We start from the raw sequence: 22,330 nt of genomic DNA on the forward strand, positions 1-22,330 counted from the left end.
ATGGTTGGAGGAGCTAGCCAAGGGCCGATACGGGTTTGCTTTCCATTTATCGGTGATGATGTCGGTGGAAGCCACATCTCGGCGCTCAAGCTCATCCAGAACCTCGATACATCGAAGGTCGTTCCGATTCTGGTGCTTCAGGAAACGGCCGGGCCTCTGGCGGCCTTTCTGCAAATGGAGGGCCAGCCCTTCACGGGTTTTCCGCTGCCGACGACTTCGCCTGGAAAGGGAATAATCCCCGGCGATGTCATGACCTATCTGACCAGTACGCTTCCGCGCATGCGGCGTTTCATCAAGGAGCAGAAGTTCGATATCGTTCACACCAATGACGGCAGGACGCATGTGAATTGGGGCATTGCGGCGAGGCTGGCAGGTGCTCGGCTGGTTTGGCATCATCGCGGCGACCCCGACGCCAAGGGCGCTAACGTGCTTGCGCCGCTCATCGCGCATCGCATGGTGACGGTGTCGCGATTTTCGCGACCGCGGCATCCGATCAGATCCCTCAAGGGACGGCTCAGCGTCATCCATAGTCCCTTCGACCATCCGTCGACTGTGCCTGACAGGATCGCGGCCAAGGCCGCACTTCTGGACGAGCTAGGCCTTGCACCAGGAACACGCGTCCTGAGCTTCATCGGCGGGCTGATCGAACGAAAGCGGCCGCTCCTCTTCATCGATATCCTTGATCGTTTCGTGCGGGAGCATCCGCAAATCCCGGTCGTCGGCTGCGTGTTCGGGAATTCACCCGCGGGCTCGCAAGATCTTGAAGCGGCCGCCCGCGTGCGCTGCGCCGAGCGCGGGCTCGGCCAAACGGTGCGCTTCATGGGTTTTCGCAACCCGATCGAACCTTTCCTCGCGGCAACGGATGTTCTGGTGGTTCCCGCCATGGGAGAGCCCTTCGGCCGAACCCTTATCGAGGCGATGTTTCTTGGGACGCCGGTGGTTGCAACCGATCATGGCGGCAATCCGGAAGCTATCGAGAACGGGCGGACCGGATTTCTGGTCACACCGGAAGACGCCGGGGCCTTCATGGAGCCGCTATCGCGGTTGCTGTCCAATCCGCCGCTCTGGGCCCGGATCAGCGATGCAGCCCGCGACCACGCCTTCTTCTCCTACAGCACGCACCGCCATGTCGAAAATGTCATGAAGATCTATGACAGGGCGCTTTGCTCCCGCAAAGCCGGCTTGGCGACCGACCTAACCAGCGAAATCGGCGGTTAAAGGATTTTCGCAATGCGGGTAGAGCACATCGATTTCCTTGTCATCGGAGCCGCAAAAAGCACAACGACCTGGCTGCAGCAGCAGCTTCAGGCCGATCCGAGCGTCAGCACGCCGGCATCCTGATAGACGCATCCAAGGGAAGGGCCTCCTTTGACATGAGTGAGTTTCACGAAAAGTCAGCTGCGCCATTGACATATGGTTCCCCCGGCATTGATCGAGGTCTGCCGTACGAAGCCCATCATCCTGCTCGCAATGCGAACCAAGACACGGGAGCTGCCCAGAGTGGGATCGTGGCCACGACCCCGGCCGGTCAAGTTGGATATCGCCGCGAAATTGACGGCCTGAGGGCGATCGCAGTCGTTCTGGTGATCCTCTACCATTCAGGGCTTCGCGTCGCGGGCCTTGACCCCTTTGCGGGCGGTTTTATTGGCGTTGATGTCTTTTTTGTTATTAGCGGCTATCTGATTGGCTCGATTGTACAGCGGGAAGTCATGGATGGGACTTTCTCGTTCGCCAATTTTTACGAGCGTCGCGCGAGACGGATCCTACCTGCGCTGTATACCGTCTTAGCAGTAACGATCCCCTTCGCTTGGCTATATATGCTGCCGAGTGCCTTTAGAGACTATTCGGCGAGCCTTTTGGCAACCGTGTTTTCAGCCTCCAATCTATATTTCTGGCATGTTGCGAGCTATGACGCAGCCGACAATCTTTTTCGTCCATTAATTCACACCTGGAGCTTGGGGGTCGAAGAACAGTTCTACGTGATCTTCCCTTGCTTTCTTCTACTGGTGTGGAAATTTTCTCGGAAATTTTTAACAGCCATCCTGTGCATTGGGCTCGTCGTTTCGTTCATTCTTGCGGAGTGGATGACGCGGCATTTCCCGGACGCATCTTTTTTTCTACTGCCAACCCGAATCTGGGAACTAGGGTTGGGGGTGTTTCTGGCAAGACGTGAATTGACTGGCGGCCGGCTTGTGTCGATGCGCTCTTCGCGAGTCGCGCCTGCGGTCGGTTTGGCGCTCCTGATCTGCTCGGTGCCGCTGATGAGGCCGCAGTGGCATCACCCAGGACTTGTAACGTTGATCCCGGTTGCAGGAACGGCATTGCTTATCTGGTATACAGGGCACGGCGATCCCATTACACGAGCGCTTTCCTCCCAGCCATTTGTATTTGTCGGCCTGATATCATATTCCCTCTACCTTTGGCACCAGCCGATATTTGCTTTCGGCAGATTGAGTGTGACCAATTCTGTCGATGGAACGATGGTATTTTGTTGGATTTTGATGTCTGTCATACTTGCCACTGCGACTTACCGCTTCGTTGAGATGCCGACTCGCAGCAGAAAGCGAACCAGCAAGCGCGTTATATGGCTGATTGCCTCACTGGGGGCCGTGTTACTCAGCGGCGGCGGATACTACTGGTATGTCCAAAATGGCATGCCAAGCCGTTTTGCGGACGGCCTGGCCCCGATTGCCGCTGCATCCGATATTCGCGAGGCTCAGATCTTTCAGAACGGGAAGAGCTGTCTCAACTTTGCGCCTGAACAGGGCCCTTGTACCTTTCATGGCTCGAATCCCGAGGGCTATGCTCTTGTTAGTTTAGGTGACTCTCACGCTCGCACTCTGCTTGGTCCGATGCGAGACAGCCTCGATGACTACCGAGATATCGCCTCGTTCACACCGCTCAATCGAGGCGGCTGCGTATTTCTCCTCGGTCTGCAAAGGGTTGACGTGGACCAACCGGGTTGTCCAGGCGACTACAACGACAAGAGGCTCGACTACGTAGGCAGGCTGAAGCGACCGATAGCCGTGCTCTTGTGGCGTCTCCCCATTCTCGTGGAGCAGAGCCGTTACAACAATGGCGAGGGGGGAATCGAGCCGGGCGACGATCACCCGCATTTGGCCAAGCTGGGTGAAACCGGGCCCGCCGATCCGGCTGCAGTCGCCACGGCCATTTCCCGCACCATAAACACACTTCTGGAGCGCGGGGTGAAAGTTGTCTTAGTCTATCCTGTCCCGGAGATGGGTTGGAACGTCCCGCAGGTGCTTCTCATGCGGGCCAGACGCCAGAACGATCCTGCAGCTTATATGCAGGCGGACCCGATTTCGGTTTCCTACGGGGATTTCCGCCGGCGAACGCAACGGACATACGCATTATACGATAATGTCGGATCCGATCCAAATCTCGTGCGTGTGTATCCGGAGAAGGCCTTCTGCGATCAACAGCGCTGTTTCGCCAATCGAGGCTCTCAGATTTTTTATCGGGACGATAACCATCTCAGCGAGACCGGGGCGTCCAAGCTCAACGTTTTGATCATGGACGCCATCAAAGCACGGTGGGGAAATGACCGATGACAGGCGAAGGAAGAGCCGTGGACTTTTTCGACCGGGAAGTCTTATGCGACGTCCCAGCACGGAAGCGACAAGGCTTCCCCTTGCAGTAGAGCTCGACGCTATGCCTTGCGGTGGTATATTTCGAAATACGGGTCCAAAGAGCTGGAAATTCTCTCATCCATGTAAGCGATCTCGTCTCTGTTGAAATAGTCGACATAACCGCCAATTTTACCCCGGCGCACCTTAAAACTGTCGGGATTCGACTGGTCCGTCGGGCGCATTCTTTCGTGACCGAAAGCGTCTGCCATTTCGATCTTTCGCAAATTCTCGAAAGAGCCAAAGGTTGTCGCCTCATCGAGGATCATCTCCGGCACGCCCTGAATGCCCAGAAAATCTAGCGCCGTGCGAAGCGCCGATTTTGGAGCTTGGCGCATATGTTCGTAGGACAGCATTTGAAATGCCTTCACCTTATCGCGGTTGTGCGCCCAAGCGTTGTAGAACGCTATGATGGAATCAATGCTGCCGACATCCTGGGCAAGAAACTCACTGATCGTTCCGTCAAACACCTTCATTCGGTGCGTTGCGTCGAAATAATATGAAACAAGCACGTCTCTCGGATCCCGAACCAGAAATAGGATCTTTTTTCCTGAATATTTTGACTTATCGACCTGGATTTCGCTGGGACGCTTAAGGTTTGGGCTGTCGTCGTGAGAAAAGCCGATGCAGGGAATATTCGATGAGATCTTCCAGAAATGCTGGATTTCCATCGGATTCTGCAGGTTAAGGCCGTAGTGTTTGTCGATGACGCGGCCAACCATGGTGCGCAGCCACGTTCTACCGCATTTCGGGTATGAAAGCACAAAGGAGTCTCGCGACCAAAAGATCATCTGGCGGCGCAACGCTCCCAGGGGACCCGAGTAGCGTATTTTCTTTGGAACGACGGCTTCGCCAAGGAAAAAGGTAGCGTCGCGAAGATTGTTCTTCAACTGTCCGAGCATAGAAAGCTTCCTCTGCTAGCGTGAGTTTGGCGCATTGGCGGCGTCAACAATGAAGTGCCCGAAGAACGGGACCGCCGGACCGAAACTCAAGCGACCATTTTAATCTCCGCCATTGTAAGCCATTGCGTCGGTGCAGCGAGACCTAGCTAGCTGGCTGGCCCGGACTGATGGGAGTACCTCTTTGGATTAACGCGGCAAAGTCCGCTTGCAGTTCCGATAGCCCCCCCATGCACAAAAGCATGTGTTGCTTAGAAAGCGGGTAAAGCGCCCCATAGCAGCGATAAGATCGTAGCCTCGAATCCGAACGATTGCAGGCCAACCTGTTCTTGATTGAGCAAGGGACTGGCAGGCACGGATTTGTGCCTGCGAGTTCAAACAGCCGCATCTCTTGACGCGCTCTCTTGGGGCGCGGCGGCTAAGCTTTGTCGAGGTCTAGAAATGAGCCAGTCAGATCAGCCGTTTGAGGCAATCAGTCCACTGGGAGGCCAATCCCTTTTGCTGGCCACTGCGATCGCTCTCGGCCGTCTCGTCAGCAAACCGCGGACGATTGTTCATGTGCTGTCTTACTTGCGCCGGCGGGTGACCGGGCGCGCCAAGGCCGTTGGCAAGAACCTTCATCTCTACATCATCGATCTGGCCCTGGCGCTGGCGGCACTGTCGTTTGCTTCATTCATGCGATTGGGCCTTGATGGAGAATTCACCGGTCCGGAAAGCCACGCTTCGTTGCTCTTCGCACTCCCTTGCTTCCTGCTTACATGCGCCGTGGTCTTCCCGGTGACTTGCCTCTACACCCGCAACTGGCGATATGCTTCTGTCGGCGACATGCTCGGTATCGTTCGCGCGGCATTCGTCACATCGCTGGCCTTCGTGTTCCTGATGTTTGTGGCTACACGGCTCGATTCGATCCCGCGCTCGGTGATAGTGATCCAGTTTCTGTTGCTCGTGCCGCTGCTTATTTCAGTTCGCATCCGCTCCAAGCTCGTTGAGCTAAGCCGCTTTGGTCCGACTGCGAACAGAGCGAGAAACGGACGCGACGTGGTCCCTGTGCTGCTGATCGGTGCAGGCGATGCGGCCGATCTTTATATTCGCGCGCTGCAGCGGGATCCGAATGCACGCCATTGGCCGGTCGGCGTGCTCGATAATGGCGCAACGACAGAGGGCTATTTCCTGCGCGGCGTGCCGGTTCTGGGCAGCATCGAAGACTTCGACATGGTCATCGGCGATCTGGAAGGTCGCGGCATCAAGCCCCGCCACGTGATTTTCACCGAAAGGGTGCCTGGCCTCGTCGACCCGATGCTTGAAGCGCTGATCGACCGGGCCGACCGTCTGGGCATCGCTGTCTCTCGCCCCGCCCCGGTCCTGGAACTGCGCAATCCTAAATATCAGAGTCGCTTCGACTTGCGCCCCATCGAACTTACCGACCTTCTGGAGAGGCCGCAGGCGGTTCTTGATAAAGATGCGTTGTCCCGAATGATCGAAAACAGGCGCATCGTCGTCACCGGCGCCGGAGGCTCGATCGGCGGAGAGCTCACGCAGCAGATTGCCGCGCTCGGCCCCACCGAAGTGGTCCTGATCGATAACAGCGAGTACAATCTGTACGCCATCGATCTGGAATTGGCGGAGAAATTCCCGAATGTGCGCCGGAAGCCATATATCTGCGACGTACGCGACCCTGTTCGCCTGGGCGAGATTTTCCGACGCCATCGCGTTGACTTGGTCTTCCACGCGGCGGCGCTCAAACATGTGCCGATGGTCGAGTTGAATCCCTGTGAGGGCATTCTTACCAACGTCATCGGTACTATGAACGTGGCAGAAGCGACCCGCCTTTGCGGCGCCAAGGCAATGGTCCAGATATCCACCGACAAGGTTGTGAACACGACCAGTGTCATGGGCGCTACCAAGCGCCTAGCGGAACTCTACTGCCAGTCCCTGGACCTCGCCTTCACCGCCGGCGATACCCCCGTCCGCTTCATGACCGTTCGTTTCGGCAATGTTCTGGGTTCAAGCGGGTCGCTGATCCCGCTGTTCAAGCGCCAACTCGCCCACGGCGGTCCGCTGACCGTGACCGACATGGAGATGAAGCGCTTCTTCATGACAATACGCGAGGCGGTTGAACTGACCTTGCAGGCATCGGCCCATGGTCTGGAGAAAAAACTCGGACAGGGCGAAATCTTCGTTCTCGACATGGGTGCGCCAATCAAGATCATCGACATGGCGCGCCGCATGATCAAGCTCGCGGGATTTCGGCCGGATGAGGACATCAAGATCAAGATTGTCGGCTGCCGGCCGGGAGAAAAGCTGTTCGAGGAACTCTTCGACGAAAGCGAAAGACGTGTCGACGTTCCGATTTCCGGAGTCTTGGGCGCCGTGCCCAACGCGATGCCGCTTGACACGCTTCGCAAGGGATTTTCGCAATTGCGTCGCTTGGCGAGGGCCGGCGACACTGAGGGAGTGTTAAATCTTGTTGCGGATATGCTTCCCAGTTATCGCAGAGACGAAGCCAAGCCTGCGGCGGCGGTGACGGCGCCATTCGTGCCTCATGTGATCCTCGGTTCAGCCAAGGCAACCACGCGTCCACACGAGGCGGCCGCTTGAGGCCCAGCGGGAGCGCTGCCGTGCTAAGGCATATTGCCTCGGCTCTGTTTGTCGCGCTGTCGTGCGGCACCGCACTGGCCGGGGCGCCTCAACCTCAGCCGACAGTGGCCGAGGCACGGGAGGCGGTCGAGGCTGCCGGGGCCTATTTCCGCGATCATCTCGGTGTGGCGGGAACTTATGTATGGAAATATTCCCTCGACGGCCAAAAGAGGGTGGGCGAAGGCGGTACCGTGCCCGCGAGCGTTGGCTGGGTGCAGCCGCCTGGTACGCCGGCTGTCGGCGCTGCGTTCCTGCGCATTTTCGAGGTTACCGGCGACAAGCAATGGCTTCAGTCTGCCCAGGTCGTGGCAACCGCTCTGGTCAAGACTCAGCTGGAGTCCGGCGGATGGTTTTACAAGATCGAGACCGACCCGCAAAAGGCGGCGACATGGTGCTACCGCGCACTGAAGGTAGGCGGGAATACCTGTCGCGATATCAAGGACAATCCGCAACGCAACGAGACTGTCCTCGATGACAACAACACACAGAGCGTGCTGAATTTTCTGATGTGGTTCGACCTGGCGAGCGGCGGTTCGGATCCGGAGGTCCGTTCCTGCATCGACAGGGCGCTTCATCGATTGATGCGGGTGCAATACGCGAATGGGGCCTTCCCGGTCTTCTTCAAGGGAGCCGCGCCTGGGGCGGATGTAAAGGCTGCGGCCAAGGCGAGTATTCCGGCCAGTTGGTCTCACGAGTGGCAGAAGCCTGATCGTCCGCCCTATTTCATCATCAACGACAATCTTCCCCGCGATATGGGTCGTCTCTTTCTCAACGCCTTTCGCACATATCATGATCCCGCATATCTCAAGACGGCGGAGAAGGTCGGTGATTTTCTCCTAGCAGCCCAGTTGCCCGCGCCACAACAGGGCTGGGCTCAGGGTTACGATCGTTCCATGCAGCCGGTTTGGGGGCGCAGGTTTGAGCCGCCAGCGGTCGTCTCGCGCGAAACCGCCGGTAATATTGATTACCTGATCGAGTTGAACGAGCAAAACAGGGATGCGCGGTTGCTGCACGCGGCGACGACTGCGGCCACCTGGCTACAGGCGGCGCGCCTGTCCGACGGCAGTTGGGCACGTTTCTACGAACTCAACACCAACCGGCCGCTTTACATCGATGAGGGCGGCCAAGTGACCTTCGACGACATGGACCTCCTGAAACACTACGGCATGAAAACCGGTGCAGAGATCGAGCCGGTGTTCGCTCGGCTCGAGATTGCAAACCGGGGACAGAGAGTTTCACGTCAACGACTGTGGATCAGTGCCGCGGATGAGTTGAGTGCTGGCGAACTGAATTCAAAGGTGCGTCAGCTCGTCGACAGTCAGGATACCCAGGGACGCTGGGTTGAGGGCCGGTTTATCGAGGGAGAAGACTTCGTCGAGGGCGTGTTCGCCCTCGCTCGTTTCATCTCCGCGCAAGCATCAGAACCGGCGAAATAATTTCCATATATCGCTCGCTCTTGCGATGGGGCGATCCTGACCAGATCTTCCGGTGCGTCGATCTAGCCTTTGTAGGAGCTGGAAAGCTCGGCTGGTGGGCCCCTTAGATCGGCCTGCGTAGGAAAGGCCGCGAACGACCGTATGTGGAGCGAGTACCGCGAAGAAAGCGCGTGACCGTTCTTGAAGCTGGGCCGTCGCGCAAAATCGCAACACTGGGCGCCATTCCAAGCAGCAGAGGCACGAGAAAGAAACGACTGTAAAGATGCGGCAGCGCGTTGGCCAGCGCCGCGAAAAGGAGAACGGTCGTCGCTGTGCAAATGGCGGATACCTTGCCTTCACGACTCCGAGCGGCAAGGATGGCGATGGTGATGCCTGCCACGAGCAGGAGCAGAAAACCGACGAATCCGGGCAGCCCTGCCTCGACCCATATGAGGAGATAGGTGTTGTGGACCGGGGCGTGCAATTCGCTGACCAGCCGATACTGGTCGGCACCGATGCCAAGCAGCGAATTATTGTCCGCTTTGCCAATGGCCTCATGGATGAGCCGCATACGGTCTGCAAACGTGCCAGCCTCATCGAGGTCACCATTCTGCAGTGCATTCAGCACGCGGTGTTGGAAGACCTCGGGCAAGAAGTCCCGACCCCAGGTAACGGCAATGAAGAATGTTGTGAGCGACGTCACTGCTAAAGAAATGATGCGGCGCCACGAGCCCGTCGCGACTACGAAGATGGTGACCGCAAAGACAAGGCCGATCAGGCCGGTATTGGATCCTGTCAAAATAATGCCATAACCAAAAAGCGGCAGTCCGACCCAAAGCCAGCGACGCTTTATGCAACCTGACGCCACCAGCCACAACATTAGCGGGACAGAGAGCGCTATCAGCGTTGCGCATTCATTCTCGCGTTCCACCCAACCCTGGAAACGACCATTGCCGCTGACAAAGACGGTGCCGCGTTGCTTGAGGATGTCGATTATCACTATCCCCTGCAGACACATCACGGCGATCGAGCAAAGAAATGATTTCATCAAGAGAACGATTTCGGCCCAGGGCCTCGACACGATCATGAAGGCCAGGAGAAAGTAAGCGTACAGATATTGCGCCGAGATGATGAAGCCTCGCTGCGGATCTCCGTGGATCAGACTGCTTAGCAGCAGCATCCCGCATAGTAGGGCGATGCCGATGTTCCATAGAAACGTCCCCGCGCCCAAGGGAGAGATCGAAAAGGATTTCCCGAGTATGGCTGCGAATACGGCCGCGAGAGCGAAGCCGTCGCTGATGGTAAAATAGAATGCATCAAACCGAAGAATATTGAAGGGCGTGAGAAAGACGGACGCCACGGCGAACCAGAGCCCGAGTCTCCCGGCTACCTCTGGCAACGATGTGACGGCCGGTTTGGGGCCGGGCCTTGTCCAATAATGGCGAGGAGCCCTGGCGTAGTTCATCCTCACTCCTGAATCTGCTTGAGAGTCCTTTTCGCCAGCCCTCATTGGGCCTGCAGTTCAGCCTATCTGCCAAGATAGGGCCCGGGCCGGTTACGCTATCCTTTTGGATGATGTCGCCTTTGCGGCTAAGCCTCTTGAGCGCGATTGCGGCCGCGCAACCATGTTAAAACTGTCGTCGCGGTAAGTCGCGAATTCGATGTTGGGTAGCCTCCAGGTCCGATGTGGCAGGGCCGGCTTGGACCAGTCGAAGACAAACAAAAAAGGGGCGGGATCTGTGAGCTTGATAGACGACAACAGCGTGTGGAGCCGTCTGGAACCATTTCTTCAAGAGCCGATCGAGCCGTCGAAGGAACGCACTTTCGGCCCGCGCGAGCTCTACACGCTTTTCCGAAGGCGCCTCCCCTTGATCCTTGCGGTCGTGACTACCGGCACCGCTCTCGCGCTCATCACGGCCGTGGAACTTCCCAAGACGTACACCGCTCGCTCGATGATCGTTGTCGAATCCGACGATCCCAATCCTCTCGACACCGCACAAGCGCAGCCTAATCAACAGCCCGACAAGTCGCGAATGGACACCGAGGCGGATCTGATCACCTCTCGTGTCTTTGCCAGCCTGGTCGTCGACAGACTGGACCTCATCAAGGACCCGGACTTCAACACCTATCTGAAACCAGCCGCGAGCCGAGCTTCCCCTTCGGATTCGGGCCCTGGACTGCTGTCACAGGCCGTCGGCTTGATCGTCTCGATACCGCGAGCGCTATGGAGCCTTGTCGCCGGCGCCGACCCGCAGGATCCCGCGTCGCTGCCATCGAAGGGGGTTCAGCAAGATCGGGCGATTTCATCGTATCTGTCGAGCGTTTCGGTTGACCGGTCCGGAGAGAGCTCGGCGATGACGATCTCCTTTTTCAATGACGACGCGTCGAGGGCGGCCCTGATAGCCAATGCGACGGCCAAACTGTTCGTGGAATGGTCCCGGGACAACAAACGGCAGGACATCAAGGACGCCGTTAGCTTTCTGAGGCAGCAATCGACGGAGCTTGCGTCACGGATAGCCGCCATAGAAGGCCAGATCGCCCAGTATGCGCGAGAACACGGCGTATCCAGCGATCCACGCGATGATCTGCTGCGCGCCTCGATCCAGCAAAGCAACGAGCAGCTCAGCACCGCCAGAGGTGAATACACGCAAGCGCAGGCGCGCCTCGCCCAGGTCAGGCTGGCGGCCAAGACCGGCGACGCGGGCGCGAACGTCGATCCCCTGCTCTCATCGGACTTCCTGACATCCCTGCGCAACGACGAAGCGACGGCGATGAGGGATCGCGCGCAACTGGCCAGCAACTACGGGCGCAATCATCCCTTGGTCCAGGAGGCGGATGCAAAAGTAGCGGCCGTCCGCGCGATGATCTCTCAGGAGATGCTGCGTACGATCGCAATCTTGGAAAACGACGTCCGCGTCAACGAAGGCAGGGTCAACCAACTCGCGAAGACTTTGGAGGAGTCCAACGAGCAACTGCGGCAAAGGAGCCTGGCGGAAGCGAAGCTTCGGGAACTGAACAACCAATTGTCGACCGAGCAGAAGCTCTACGACCTCGTATCAGGCAGGCTTGGCAGCCTCGATCCGTTTTCCGAGGCGGTCGAGCCCGGCGTGCGGACGGTTTCCGCTGCCGAGATTCCGACGAGCCCTTCCTTTCCCAAACTTCGTCTGATGACGGCAGGCGGTTTCGCCGCGTCGCTGATCCTAGCCCTGATCCTTGTGCTGACGCTTGAAAGCATGGATGTGAGAATACGCGAGTCACAACGGGTATCGAAGCTTATCCGTGCGCCACTGCTGGCGTCGATTCCGCAACTGCCCAAGAAATTCCTGCAACGCGCCACGCCTCCTCTTGAAACCTTGTTGTCGCAACCACGGTCGGCCTTCTCCGATGCCTTCCGGTCGCTGTACATGGCCTGCACCCGGATGAACGGTGGCCGGAGCAAACAGGTGATCCTGGTCAGCTCAGGACTACCACAGGAAGGCAAGACAACGACGGCCATGGGCCTCGCCGTGGCAGCTGGAATGGACGGCGCCCTGACAGCGCTGATTGATCTGGATTTGCGAACCCGCAGCATCCATAGCGCCATGCAGTTTGGGCCCGCCGACAAGACACTCAACGACTACCTACATGGTGGTTGCACCCTGGCAGAGATCGTTCAGACGCTTCCTGAAGTTCCGCGACTGGATGTGCTGGCGCCATCTGCCGACGACCAGACCTTGCCTGAATTCCTCAATTCCAGCCAATTCGCGAAATTGCTGGAGGCGTTCCGGCTCGAATACGACGTGGTGATCATCGACGCGCCGCCTGTGCTCGTCGTCGAAGACGCAATCAGGATTGCCGCCTCGGTGGATACCGTCGTGGTCGTGGCCGCGTGCGACAGCACCACGCAAGAGGCTCTCTCCCAGGTTGTCGAGCGCCTGCGGTTCGCCGGCGGTCCATCGATCGGCTGGGTGTTCAACCGCGTCGACCCCTTCCGACAGGCCCGTGGTGCCCTGCGGAAAGCCTATTTGAAACGGCAGCAGATTCGTCGTTATTTTCCCGCTTGACCGCCATCGGCCGCGCGGCCGATCAGGCGCGGCCGACTATATCCCCATCGCCTCGAGCAGGGTTTGGTTCACCTTGTGAACATCGAACCGGTCTTCCGCGAGCTTTCTTGAGTTGGCGCCCATTTTTGCGGCGAGTTCCTCATCCTCGAGAAAAGCCCGCTGCGCCGAGGCGAGAGCTTCCACGTCTCGCGGCTCGACCCGGAAACCGTTCTCGCCCTCGATCACCGTTTCTTGACAGCCAGGGGCGTTGGTCGTGATTATCGGCCGACCGGTCGACAAGGCTTCCAGCGCGCTGCGGGGAATGCCCTCCCTGTAATAGGACGGCAACACGAACACGGTGGACGCGGTCAAATAGGGACCGACGTCGTGTGTTTCGCCGAGATATTCAACGGCGCCTTCCTTGGTCCACTGGTCCATTTCGGCTTTCGAGATGGAGAGGGGACTGGGATCGAAGGGCCCGAGAATCTGAAAGCGTGCAGCGCGGTACTTGGTCTTCAGGATACGCGCGGCGGCAGCAAACTCGGCAATTCCCTTTTCGCGAAGCAAGCGAGCGATCAGAAGGAAGACGGGAGGCCCTGAAGGTGGGGGGCTTGCGGCAAACAGTGTCAGGTCCACTCCTGAACCCGGGATCATGATCACCGGCGTCGTCGCAGAAACCATCCCATGGCGCCGGATGTCGGAAGCGTCGGCGTCATTGTAAGCGAAAACTGCTTCGCAGCCGACCAGAGCCGAGCGGTAGAGACCAATACTCAACCGGCGCAAAATGGTTGCGCGCAGCCCCGTCATGCTGCCGCTGAATATGAAGCCGAAGCCTGTAAAGAGCGCAAACCGGCGCGGTACACGGGCAAGGCGGGCAGCCAATCCACCATAGATGATCGGCTTCATCGTATACGCCAGGACGATTTCGGGCGCCAAGCCGCGAATGAGCTTGTAAAGCGCCTTGAGCGTTCGCAAATCGGCCAGCGGACTGGTACCCGTCCTGGCCATCGGAATCCGTCGGAAGGTCACGCCAATTGCCTTGAGACCGGCGATCGCCCGCTCATCTTCATCGGGGGCGAGCGCAATGACATCATGCCCCGCAGCGACCATGGCCTTCAACAATTCGAGACGAAAGTTGACAAGCGAACGCGTCAGGCTCGCAATGACGACGATGCGCTTGCGGCGCATCGCATAGTCCACAGGGGCGCGAGGAGAATCTCGACCATTCATGTGCACAGCAACCACCAGCCGCTCCTATCGGATATGGCGACGACGCCCTAGAGCTGCTTCGTAGAGTTCCAGGTGCCTGCCGACGTAAAGGGAAAGCGAGAAGTTCTCCATGACGCGACGACGCGCTTGTTGACCCAAGGCGCGGCGCTCGGCCGGTTCAAGGCTGACAAGCCTGATCAATCCGGCGGCCAGAGCTTCACTATCTCCCGGTGGAACGACCACGCCGCTGTCGCCGACCAGCCAGCCGGAGTCGCCGACCGCGGTAACCACCGCCGGCACGCCGCTGGCCATCGCCTCGCCTACGGCAAGGGAAAATGCCTCGCCCCAAGCCGAGCAAAGCGCGTAGACGTCGAAGCCCGGCATGAGGTCGGCGATGTCAGCGCGGATGCCGGGCGTGGTAATGCGGTCGTCTATGCCGAGCTCACGGGCGGTGCGCCGCACCGGGCCGTCGGCATGTCCCTCCCCGATAAATATGCCCTGAACGTCGTATCCCTGTTCCAGGAGCCGGCTGATGGCGCGGACCAGGCTAACCTGGTCCTTCATGGGATGGAAGCGTGCCACATGGCCGATCATCAGCCGTCCGGGCGGCAAGCCGAACAGGCGGCGCAGCTTCGCACCGGCGTCGGCCGAGGGGGAAAATTGATCGCAATCCGTCCCGTTCGGGATAACCACCCTCCGGCGCGGATCAAAGCCCAGGCGCTCGTGATCATCGGCGGCGACGCGCGAGCAATATGAGATCGCGCTGGTGCGCCTCGACAGGCGGGCCGAGAGCCGTATCAATTGGCGCGTCAATGGTTTTTCGTCGGCGAGATCTCGAACCGTGTGATGGATGCTCCAGATGACCGGCGAGAAATTGAGCCCTAGCATCGAGCCGAGCGTTGCCGCGACGTTGCCGTGATACATCCACCCGTGAAGAAGATCGGGGGCCGCCCGTCTTATCGACCGCGTCAGCCGAACGACATCGCGCGGTCGCGGCCGTTCCGTCATGCCGAGCGAAACGAGCCCCGATCTTGTATATTCTACGTTTGCAGCCACCGGACCGGGTGAAAGCAGGGACAGAACTGAAGTCGAGAAGCGATTTTGGTCGACCTGGCCAAGAAAACGGGCAAGCATGACCTGAGCGCCGCCGACGTCGAGACTGGTAATGGTGTGAAGAACACTTGTGTGCACGCAAGCTTCCCAGCTGTCTGCAACGCTCCGCCCTGAGGAAGCATTCAATCGTCCGACAGTATCCAGCCGCACCATACGTTGGTTGCAGTCGACATCCAGTTAGCCAAATTAGGTGGGAACCAGACCGAAGGTTGTCACCGCTCCACCAAAGGTATGACTCATTGTCCTCGCGCAGGTGTCGCTAGGGTCTTTGCAGGAAAATTCTATGGTGGGCTTCCATGGCATCTTATTGCAATGCGGCGCGGAGCAGGCGATCGACAGGCGCGTGGACCAGTACATTCCTTGCGAAAGCACTGGGATCCGCCAGTATTGCGATCCTTGCGGTTGCAGCGATTCTGATTTCCCAGCTTGATGCCTGGGCCGCGGCGGACGATGACTACAAGGTTTCGGTCGGCGATGTGGTGTCGTTTGACTTCATCGACGACGCGCTTCCCGCCGAACAACTCACGGTCGCCAGCGATGGCGCGATCAACATTCCGCTGATCGGCAGCTTTGAAGTCGGCGGCCTGACGGTGCCCGACGCCTTGAGTCGTATCCGTAAGGCATTCATCGAGCGTGAACTCTTCAATGACCCGCATATAGCTCTTGCGGTGGTGAGCTTCCGCCCGATCTTCGTCCTTGGGGATGTAAAGGCGCCGGGCTCGTTTCCTTACCAGCCGGCACTGAACGTGGAGCAGGCGGTGGCGCTTGCGGGCGGCCAGTCGACCGGGGGAGCCACGGCGGAGGATCGCGTCGTAACACGCGCCCGGTTGCGCGGAGCTCTTGATGAAAGCGTGGTGGAGATCGCCAAGGAGGCGGTCGCCGCTGCGCGCATCAAGGCCCAATTGGCAAACAGCGACAAGATCTCGGAACTGGATCTGCCTGCCAAGATCAAGGGCCTCATGAACGCCAACCTGCTCGCGACGCTGCTTCCTACCGAGCAGCGCATCCTTGAAGCAGATCAACATGCGCTGACGACACGTCGCAAGCAGCTCTCGGCGGGGATCGAAGAAGTAAATGTTGCCCTCGCCAATGTTCAACAGCTTTCGGACATACAAAAGACAGTGATCGCTTCGGCACAGGCGGATCTCGATCGCATCAGGGGCCTCAACAAGAAAGGTCTCGTCACAATCACAGACCTCTCGAACGCCGAGCGCGAAGCGACCACGCAGCAATCCCATCTGCTTGAAATCTACAATCAGGCATCGACGGTGCGCCGCGAATTGAGCCAGTTGCAGCGCGACCTGGATGACGCCACCCAGACCTGGACACACACGGCGCTGACGGATCTCCAGGCCCACAACTCTGAAATCGAGCGCCTGATCGCGGTTCGAGAATCGACCGAGGAACAGATCCTGCTGTTGAGCTCGCTGGCCGCGGAGCAGACACGCAGCAACAACTCCATCACGTTCACCTACCAGATCCGCCGCAAGGTAAATGGCCAGACCGCCACAAAGGTGGCGACCCTCGACGATCCGGTTGCGGCCGGAGATACGATCCTTGTGTCAATAAACCGCCTGGATAGCGCCCAGGACACGACAAGCCGTTCAGCCACTACCTTGGCGACGACCTCTTCCGTCCAGGTCGGACCGTCGCAATGATCGGCCTCAGCACCCCAACAGCACGTTCCGGCGGCTGGACTGCGCGCGTTCCGCTTGGCCGGGCCATACCAAGCCGTATCGCCGCGGTGATCCTTTTGGTTCTCAGCCTGCCGCTATGGCTCGTGGCTGCTGCCATTGTCTGGGCCAGTGTCGGCCGTCCATTGTTTTTCCGCCAGTCTCGCAGCGGGCTGGAAGGTCGCCCGTTCGTGATCTGCAAGTTTCGTACGATGCACGAAGGGCGAGACGGGAATGGCATGCTGCTCCCCGACGCCTTGCGTGAGACGCCGGCCACGCGGCTGATGCGCTCCGTCCGCATCGATGAGCTGCCGCAGCTTCTCTCGATCGCCAGGGGGGACATGGCCTTCATGGGGCCCCGTCCGTTGCTCCCGGCCACCATCGCCGAATTCGGCGAGCTGGGGCGTATTCGTGGCACGGTCCGCCCCGGCCTGTCCGGATGGGCACAGGTGAACGGCAATACCCGCCTCACCAACAGCGAAAAGCTGGCGCTCGACCTCTGGTATGTGCGCAACCGCAGCCTGTGGCTCGATCTGCACATACTGGTTCTGACTGTCCAAGTGGCACTGTTGGGCGAACGTGTCGACCGCCGCCATGTCGACCATGCTTTGAAGGCTATGCCCGCCGGGACGGTCCGGCCATGAACCCAGCACTCGGTCGACTTCTGGTGATCGCACCGCATCCTGATGATGAGGTCCTGGGGTGTGGCGGCACGATAGCCCGGATGGCTGCGCAAGGCGCAGAAGTTCATGTCGCAGTGGTTACGCGAGGCAGCCCGCCCGCCTTCACAGAGGAGATGACGGAACGGGTTCGCAGCGAGGCCAAGGCGGCGCATGCCTGTTTGGGCGTGCAACAGACGCATTGGCTTGATCTGCCGGCAGCGCAGATCGCCGAGACGCCGCACGCGACGCTCAACAGGGCGCTGCTGACCCTGTTGCGGGATGTCGTGCCGGATACGTTGCTCATCCCTTTCGTCGGTGATGTGCACATGGACCACCAGCTGATCTTCCTGTCATCGCTGGTAGCGGCTCGCCCGACCCAATCTCAATATCCGCGGACGATCATGGCTTACGAGACCGTCTCCGAAACGAACTGGAATGCCCCCTATGTGACGCCGAGCTTCGTGCCGAACGTCTTCATAGACATCGCATCGACGCTGGACCGCAAACTCGAAGCTGCGTCGATGTTCGCCTCACAGATCAGAGATTTCCCGCATGAGCGTTCGATCGAAACCTTGCGGGCGCTTGCGATCGTCAGGGGCACCGCCGCCCATCTGAGGGCGGCCGAGGCCTTTGTCCTTCTGCGAAACGTCATTTGAATCCTAGCTGGAGTATTCTGCGATGAAACGCTGGCCAATCTACGACGAAGAACAAATAACCGATGTGGTAGAGGTTTTGCGATCCGGCCAGGTGAACGCCTGGACCGGCGACCATGTGAAGACCTTCGAACGCGCCTATGCGCGCAGCCTCGGCCGACGTCACGCGGTGGCGCTGGCCAACGGCTCGCTCGCGCTGGATCTTGCGATGAAGATCCTCCACATCGGCGCCGGCGACGAGGTGATCGTCACGCCCCGCAGTTTCGTCGCCTCCGCCGCCTGCGTCATGTTTGCCGGCGCCACGCCTGTTTTCGCGGATGTCGACCCGAGTTCGGGCAACCTTTCCGCCGAGACGATTGCGTCGAAGATAACGGCTCGAACGAAGGCAGTGATCGTCGTGCATATTGCCGGCTGGCCGTGCGATATGGCGCCGATCATGGAGCTCGCAAAGCGCAGCGGCATAAAAGTCATTGAAGATTGCGCCCAGGCGCATGGAGCCGAATACAACGGACGACCGATTGGCTCCTTCGGCGACATAGCGGCGTTCTCGTTCTGCCAGGACAAGATCATCACGACGGGCGGCGAAGGTGGGCTTGTCGCAATGGACGATAAGAAATTGTGGCTCGCTGCCTGGAGCCTCAAGGACCACGGCAAGAACTATGATCTGGTCTTTGCCCCCCATAGGGCGACAGGGTTTCGCTGGCTGCATGACAGCATCGGCACCAACTGGCGCATGACATCAATCCAGGCAGTGCTTGGCTTGCGGCAGCTCGAACGCCTGCCCGATTGGACTCGCCAACGCGAGCGAAATGCCAGCATCTGGATGAAGACGCTTGCTGAATTGCCGATGCTGCACGCACCCCAGCTCGGTTCGGAGCATAAGCATGCCTGGTACCGATGCTATTTCTATATCAAGCCCGAGATGCTGTCCCCCGGATGGTCGCGCGACGAGTTGATTGCGGCTATCAATGCGGCCGGCGTCCCATGCTTCTCGGGAAGCTGCTCTGAGATCTATCTTGAACATGCCTTCGCGGACGCCGGGGTAGCGCCGCCCGAACGTCTGCCGATCGCACGGCAGCTCGGTGAAACGAGTATGGCTTTTCTGGTCGACCCGTCCTGGACGACCGAGGAGACCATGGCTGCCGCGTCGACGGCGCGGTCAATCCTTGTTACGGCTTCGCGCCAGCTCGAGGCAGCATGACAAAGGAACGCGCCATCAGAAAGGATGAAACCGTTCCAGCGTCTTCTCTGGCAGAGCTGCAGATAGTGACGTCGTCAGCAGCGCGGAACCTAACCCTTGCCCATACAGAGCGTAGTTTGCTCGGATTCGAACTGCCAGCCGCGGTTCGATTTTATCAGCAGATGATGCTCATCCGGCTCGTGGAGGAGCGCTTGCTCGATCTTTTTTCCCAAGGTCTCCTGTTCGGCACGACGCACACGTCCATTGGACAGGAAGCCAATGCGGTCGGCGTGATAAACGCTCTTGACCGGGACCGCGACATTGTCTGGAGCAACCACCGCTGCCATGGTCATTTCATTGCCTATTCGGGCGAAGTCGAAGGCCTGATAGCCGAGATCATGGGGCGTGTAACCGGCATTTGCGGCGGACGCGGCGGCAGCCAGCACCTGTGCTTCCGCAACTTCCACTCCAATGGCATCCAAGGAGGCATCGCACCCGTCGCAGTTGGTAGTGCGCTGGCGCGAAAGGACGAGGGCGCCGTCGCAGTGGTGTTCCTCGGCGACGGCACGATGGGCGAGGGAGCCGTATACGAGAGCCTTAACCTTGCGTCTGTTTTCGCCGCCCCGGTGGTCTTTGTGATCGAGGACAACGAGATCGCCCAGACGACGCCCAAGCATCTGACCGTCTCCGGTTCGATCGTCGCCAGGGCCGAGCCGTTCGGCGTCCGCACATTCGCCTATGACGGCAACGATCCGATCGCGATATATGAGCTCGCCCAAGAAGCCGTAGGCTATGTACGCGCCGAATCCCGCCCCTGCTGGCTCTACTTGCGAACCGAACGGATCGGCCCACACAGCAAGGGAGATGATACGAGGCCGGCGGAGCGTCTTGAGCAAGCTCGAGCCAGAGATCCCATACCCCCGATGCGCCGGCGCGTTGCGAACGCCGATGAGATTGACGCCTACTGCCTGAATGTCGTGGACCGCGCGGTCGAATCCGCCGCCGCGGCCGCCTTGGCGCGAGGGTGATCCATGCGTGTCGTCGAATCGATCAATCGCGCGCTACACGATCTCATGGGAGCCGATCTCCGTCTGGTGATTTTGGGTGAGGATGTCCTTGACCCCTACGGTGGCGCCTTCAAAGTCACCAAGGGTCTTTCGTCAGCCTATAAGGACCGTGTCTGGACCACGCCGATCAGCGAAGGCGGCATTGTTGGCATGGCGGCAGGCATGGCCATCAAAGGCCGGCCTGTGATCGTCGAACTCATGTTCGGAGACTTCATAGCCCTTGCTGCCGACCAGATCATCAATCACGTCGCCAAGTTCCGTTGGATGTACAACGACCAGGTTGAGGTCCCCGTCATCATCCGCGCTCCCATGGGCGGACGGCGCGGCTATGGGCCGACGCACTCGCAAAGCCTGGAAAAGCATTTTTGCGGCGTGCCCGGGCTGACGGTGCTTGCCACTCACGAGTATGCCGATCCTGGTACGCTTCTGCATCGGGCCTTCGCGTCGCGATCCCCTCACCTGATCATCGAAAACAAGGTGATGTATTCCAGGCCCGTGCTCGGACCCGACGCGCTTCCACGCCCGGCGGATGCAGATGTCGTGATCCTGACATATGGAGGTTGCGTCGAGCACGCTGTCGCGGCCGCAAAGAAACTCGCGCAAGAGGAGGAAATCGCGACCACCGTGGTGGCCGTCGAACAGCTGTCGCCCTTCCCTGGCGATGAGGTCCGAAGCCAGGTCGGCAACTGCACGCGTGTGGTCGCGGTGGAGGAAGGCTCTCCCGGCTGGGGCTTCGCGTCGGAGTGTGCGCGCGCGCTGATCGGCCGGGTCAGGCACTTCAGCGCATTGACCGGGCCCGATCACCCCATTCCCTCAAGCCGCGACTGGGAGGACGATCTGCTGCCGGGTGTGAACGCCATCCAGGCGGCCTGCATCGAGCTGTTCCAGAAAGGCTAAGCGTACATGACCGTGCTTGTCGAAGCCCCGCGGGTTAACGCCAACGAGGACAATCTCCAGCTCATCGAGATTCGGGTCGCACAAGGTGAAAGGGTCGAACAAGGCACCATTCTTTTCGTGCTTGAGACCACCAAGGCCGCAGTCGAGGTAGATGCTCCGGAGGCAGGAACTGTCGGCCTGCTGGACATCAAGGTCGGTGACTTCGTTCCTGTCGGCGCAACGCTTTGCAAAATCATCGACGAAAATTCGAATGTCGTTGTCGGGGAGACCAGCGCGGCCGATGTCGGGGCCAGCGAAGTCGCGATAACGGCTAAAGCCCGCAAGGCCGCATCCGAGCTCGGGGTCAACCTTGCGGACGTCATTCCGTCCAATGGCCGCATTGGCGAAGCCGAGGTGCGCGCTGCTGCCGGTCGCCGATCCGCCGCCAAGAGAGCCGAACCGGGCGAGCCGAGTTCCGTCGCTTTCTCCAGGCGGGCCGTCATCATCGGCGGCGGCGGCCACGCCGCCTGTTTGATCGATGCTCTCGATGGTGCCGGATACGATATCCTGGGCTGCACCGATCAAGCGTTGCCCGCCGGCCACCACGTCTGCGGCGGTATTTCGGTGATCGGCACGGAAGACTGCCTGGAGCGTTTGCTTGCGGAGGGCACGCGCTATGCTTTCATCGGCATCGGAGGCGCCCAGTCAAGCCAGGTGAGGCGGGCAATGTATGAACGCGCCACCGCAATGGGCTTCGTTCTGCCGCCTGTGATCCATCCTTCCGCGATCGTCTCCAAGGCGACCAGGATTGGACATGGCTGCCATATTCTGGCCGGCGCGAGCATCGGTCCGCGCTGTACGATCGGTAACAACGTCATCGTCAATCAGGGGACTATAGTCTGCCACGACAGCGTCGTTCAGGACAATGCGCACCTGACACCAGGCGCTATCATAGCCGGCGGAGTGGGCATCGGAGCCTTGACCGTCGTGGGAATGGGCGCAACGGTGCTCCTGGGCGTCCAGATCGGCGCCGACTGCCTGATCCACAACGGCGCGCACATCAGCGCCAATGTCGCAGACAACACCATCGTCGACGCGCAGGGCCGCCGCCATCTCCGCTAATGCATGTCGCCCAAGGCGATCTCCGGCTCGAGAAAGCGACATAGCGGGGCGGTTCGACGGGGCGGCTCCCGTGGCTGCGGCCGAGGGTTCGCCACTTCCGATCGGTGTCAAGCCGTACTTCGGTTGCGGTCCAGCGATCGCCCGCAATCAGCATC

The 22,330-nt window shown here is 59.5% G+C and carries 16 protein-coding genes and 1 pseudogene; 13 read left to right on the forward strand and 4 right to left on the reverse strand.

Features of this window, described 5'->3' with window-relative positions:
* The 3 genes and pseudogenes from FJ942_RS07155 (at position 1) to FJ942_RS07165 (ending at position 3,572) form a co-directional block, all read left to right on the forward strand.
* Positions 1–1,218, forward strand: a complete 1,218-nt coding sequence (locus FJ942_RS07155) for a glycosyltransferase family 4 protein (protein ID WP_140498434.1) — start codon at positions 1–3, stop codon at positions 1,216–1,218.
* A gap of 12 nt (positions 1,219–1,230) precedes the next feature.
* Positions 1,231–1,323: pseudogene (locus FJ942_RS28820) on the forward strand (sulfotransferase); the annotation flags it as partial.
* A gap of 50 nt (positions 1,324–1,373) precedes the next feature.
* On the forward strand, positions 1,374–3,572 hold the full coding sequence (locus FJ942_RS07165; RefSeq protein WP_140567298.1) for an acyltransferase family protein: 2,199 nt from the start codon (positions 1,374–1,376) through the stop codon (positions 3,570–3,572).
* A gap of 98 nt (positions 3,573–3,670) precedes the next feature.
* On the opposite strand, the gene FJ942_RS07170 is transcribed toward FJ942_RS07165, so the two are convergent.
* Positions 3,671–4,549 carry a sulfotransferase domain-containing protein gene (locus tag FJ942_RS07170; RefSeq protein WP_140513519.1) on the reverse strand — a complete coding sequence of 293 codons (879 nt, stop codon included), beginning with the start codon at positions 4,547–4,549 and terminating at the stop codon, positions 3,671–3,673.
* Between the two features lie 438 nt (positions 4,550–4,987).
* Between FJ942_RS07170 and FJ942_RS07175 the strand changes: the two genes are divergently transcribed.
* Both FJ942_RS07175 and FJ942_RS07180 read left to right on the forward strand, forming a co-directional pair.
* Positions 4,988–7,144, forward strand: coding sequence for a nucleoside-diphosphate sugar epimerase/dehydratase (locus FJ942_RS07175; RefSeq protein WP_140567295.1), 2,157 nt, complete (start codon positions 4,988–4,990; stop codon positions 7,142–7,144).
* A 20-nt stretch (positions 7,145–7,164) separates the two neighbouring features.
* Positions 7,165–8,619 carry a hypothetical protein gene (locus FJ942_RS07180; protein WP_140897415.1) on the forward strand — a complete coding sequence of 485 codons (1,455 nt, stop codon included), beginning with the start codon at positions 7,165–7,167 and terminating at the stop codon, positions 8,617–8,619.
* 103 nt (positions 8,620–8,722) lie between these two features.
* On the opposite strand, the gene FJ942_RS07185 is transcribed toward FJ942_RS07180, so the two are convergent.
* Entirely contained in the window at positions 8,723–10,063 is a 1,341-nt protein-coding gene (locus FJ942_RS07185) for an O-antigen ligase family protein (RefSeq protein ID WP_181169841.1), read from the reverse strand.
* Positions 10,064–10,343: 280 nt separating this feature from the next.
* On the opposite strand from FJ942_RS07185, the gene FJ942_RS07190 reads away from it, so the two are divergent.
* Positions 10,344–12,641, forward strand: a complete 2,298-nt coding sequence (locus tag FJ942_RS07190; RefSeq protein ID WP_181169843.1) for a polysaccharide biosynthesis tyrosine autokinase — start codon at positions 10,344–10,346, stop codon at positions 12,639–12,641.
* Positions 12,642–12,677: 36 nt separating this feature from the next.
* On the opposite strand, the gene FJ942_RS07195 is transcribed toward FJ942_RS07190, so the two are convergent.
* A complete protein-coding gene (locus tag FJ942_RS07195) occupies positions 12,678–13,808 on the reverse strand; it encodes a glycosyltransferase family 4 protein (protein WP_140633019.1) in 1,131 nt (376 codons plus the stop codon).
* 66 nt (positions 13,809–13,874) lie between these two features.
* A complete protein-coding gene (locus FJ942_RS07200) occupies positions 13,875–15,095 on the reverse strand; it encodes a glycosyltransferase (protein WP_140633022.1) in 1,221 nt (406 codons plus the stop codon).
* Between the two features lie 143 nt (positions 15,096–15,238).
* Here FJ942_RS07200 and FJ942_RS07205 point away from each other — a divergent pair, with 143 nt between their 5' ends.
* From FJ942_RS07205 to FJ942_RS07235, 7 genes are read left to right on the forward strand one after another with little or no spacing between them, the layout of a single operon-like run.
* Positions 15,239–16,600: a polysaccharide biosynthesis/export family protein gene (locus FJ942_RS07205; RefSeq protein ID WP_140498443.1), complete on the forward strand. Its 1,362-nt coding sequence runs from the start codon at positions 15,239–15,241 to the stop codon at positions 16,598–16,600.
* Positions 16,597–17,259: a sugar transferase gene (locus FJ942_RS07210; RefSeq protein WP_140498444.1), complete on the forward strand. Its 663-nt coding sequence runs from the start codon at positions 16,597–16,599 to the stop codon at positions 17,257–17,259. Before FJ942_RS07205 ends, FJ942_RS07210 begins: the two co-directional genes overlap by 4 nt.
* Positions 17,256–17,933 carry a PIG-L deacetylase family protein gene (locus FJ942_RS07215; RefSeq protein WP_140498445.1) on the forward strand — a complete coding sequence of 226 codons (678 nt, stop codon included), beginning with the start codon at positions 17,256–17,258 and terminating at the stop codon, positions 17,931–17,933. The genes FJ942_RS07210 and FJ942_RS07215 overlap by 4 nt, the downstream gene beginning before the upstream one ends.
* Positions 17,934–17,955: 22 nt before the next feature.
* Positions 17,956–19,131, forward strand: coding sequence for a DegT/DnrJ/EryC1/StrS aminotransferase family protein (locus FJ942_RS07220; protein WP_140897418.1), 1,176 nt, complete (start codon positions 17,956–17,958; stop codon positions 19,129–19,131).
* Positions 19,128–20,138 carry a thiamine pyrophosphate-dependent dehydrogenase E1 component subunit alpha gene (locus FJ942_RS07225; protein ID WP_140897419.1) on the forward strand — a complete coding sequence of 337 codons (1,011 nt, stop codon included), beginning with the start codon at positions 19,128–19,130 and terminating at the stop codon, positions 20,136–20,138. Before FJ942_RS07220 ends, FJ942_RS07225 begins: the two co-directional genes overlap by 4 nt.
* A gap of 3 nt (positions 20,139–20,141) precedes the next feature.
* Positions 20,142–21,074, forward strand: coding sequence for a transketolase C-terminal domain-containing protein (locus tag FJ942_RS07230; protein ID WP_140498448.1), 933 nt, complete (start codon positions 20,142–20,144; stop codon positions 21,072–21,074).
* A 6-nt stretch (positions 21,075–21,080) separates the two neighbouring features.
* Complete coding sequence (locus FJ942_RS07235; RefSeq protein WP_140498449.1) at positions 21,081–22,175, forward strand: NeuD/PglB/VioB family sugar acetyltransferase; 1,095 nt, start codon at positions 21,081–21,083, stop codon at positions 22,173–22,175.
* Positions 22,176–22,330: the final 155 nt, after the last annotated feature.

Origin of the sequence: Mesorhizobium sp. B2-4-2, assembly GCF_006442845.1 — a bacterium.
In the GTDB taxonomy this organism is placed as follows: domain Bacteria; phylum Pseudomonadota; class Alphaproteobacteria; order Rhizobiales; family Rhizobiaceae; genus Mesorhizobium.

What these genes read in the sequence shown, in the direction of transcription:
- FJ942_RS07155 (WP_140498434.1), top strand. Translation starts at nt 1, where the DNA reads ATGGTTGGAGGAGCTAGCCAAGGGCCGATACGGGTTTGCTTTCCATTT.
- FJ942_RS07165 (WP_140567298.1), top strand. Translation starts at nt 1,374, where the DNA reads ATGAGTGAGTTTCACGAAAAGTCAGCTGCGCCATTGACATATGGTTCC.
- FJ942_RS07170 (WP_140513519.1), bottom strand. Translation starts at nt 4,549, where the DNA reads ATGCTCGGACAGTTGAAGAACAATCTTCGCGACGCTACCTTTTTCCTT.
- FJ942_RS07175 (WP_140567295.1), top strand. Translation starts at nt 4,988, where the DNA reads ATGAGCCAGTCAGATCAGCCGTTTGAGGCAATCAGTCCACTGGGAGGC.
- FJ942_RS07185 (WP_181169841.1), bottom strand. Translation starts at nt 10,063, where the DNA reads ATGAACTACGCCAGGGCTCCTCGCCATTATTGGACAAGGCCCGGCCCC.
- FJ942_RS07195 (WP_140633019.1), bottom strand. Translation starts at nt 13,808, where the DNA reads ATGCGCCGCAAGCGCATCGTCGTCATTGCGAGCCTGACGCGTTCGCTT.
- FJ942_RS07200 (WP_140633022.1), bottom strand. Translation starts at nt 15,095, where the DNA reads ATGGTGCGGCTGGATACTGTCGGACGATTGAATGCTTCCTCAGGGCGG.
- FJ942_RS07205 (WP_140498443.1), top strand. Translation starts at nt 15,239, where the DNA reads ATGGCATCTTATTGCAATGCGGCGCGGAGCAGGCGATCGACAGGCGCG.
- FJ942_RS07210 (WP_140498444.1), top strand. Translation starts at nt 16,597, where the DNA reads ATGATCGGCCTCAGCACCCCAACAGCACGTTCCGGCGGCTGGACTGCG.
- FJ942_RS07215 (WP_140498445.1), top strand. Translation starts at nt 17,256, where the DNA reads ATGAACCCAGCACTCGGTCGACTTCTGGTGATCGCACCGCATCCTGAT.
- FJ942_RS07220 (WP_140897418.1), top strand. Translation starts at nt 17,956, where the DNA reads ATGAAACGCTGGCCAATCTACGACGAAGAACAAATAACCGATGTGGTA.
- FJ942_RS07225 (WP_140897419.1), top strand. Translation starts at nt 19,128, where the DNA reads ATGACAAAGGAACGCGCCATCAGAAAGGATGAAACCGTTCCAGCGTCT.
- FJ942_RS07230 (WP_140498448.1), top strand. Translation starts at nt 20,142, where the DNA reads ATGCGTGTCGTCGAATCGATCAATCGCGCGCTACACGATCTCATGGGA.
- FJ942_RS07235 (WP_140498449.1), top strand. Translation starts at nt 21,081, where the DNA reads ATGACCGTGCTTGTCGAAGCCCCGCGGGTTAACGCCAACGAGGACAAT.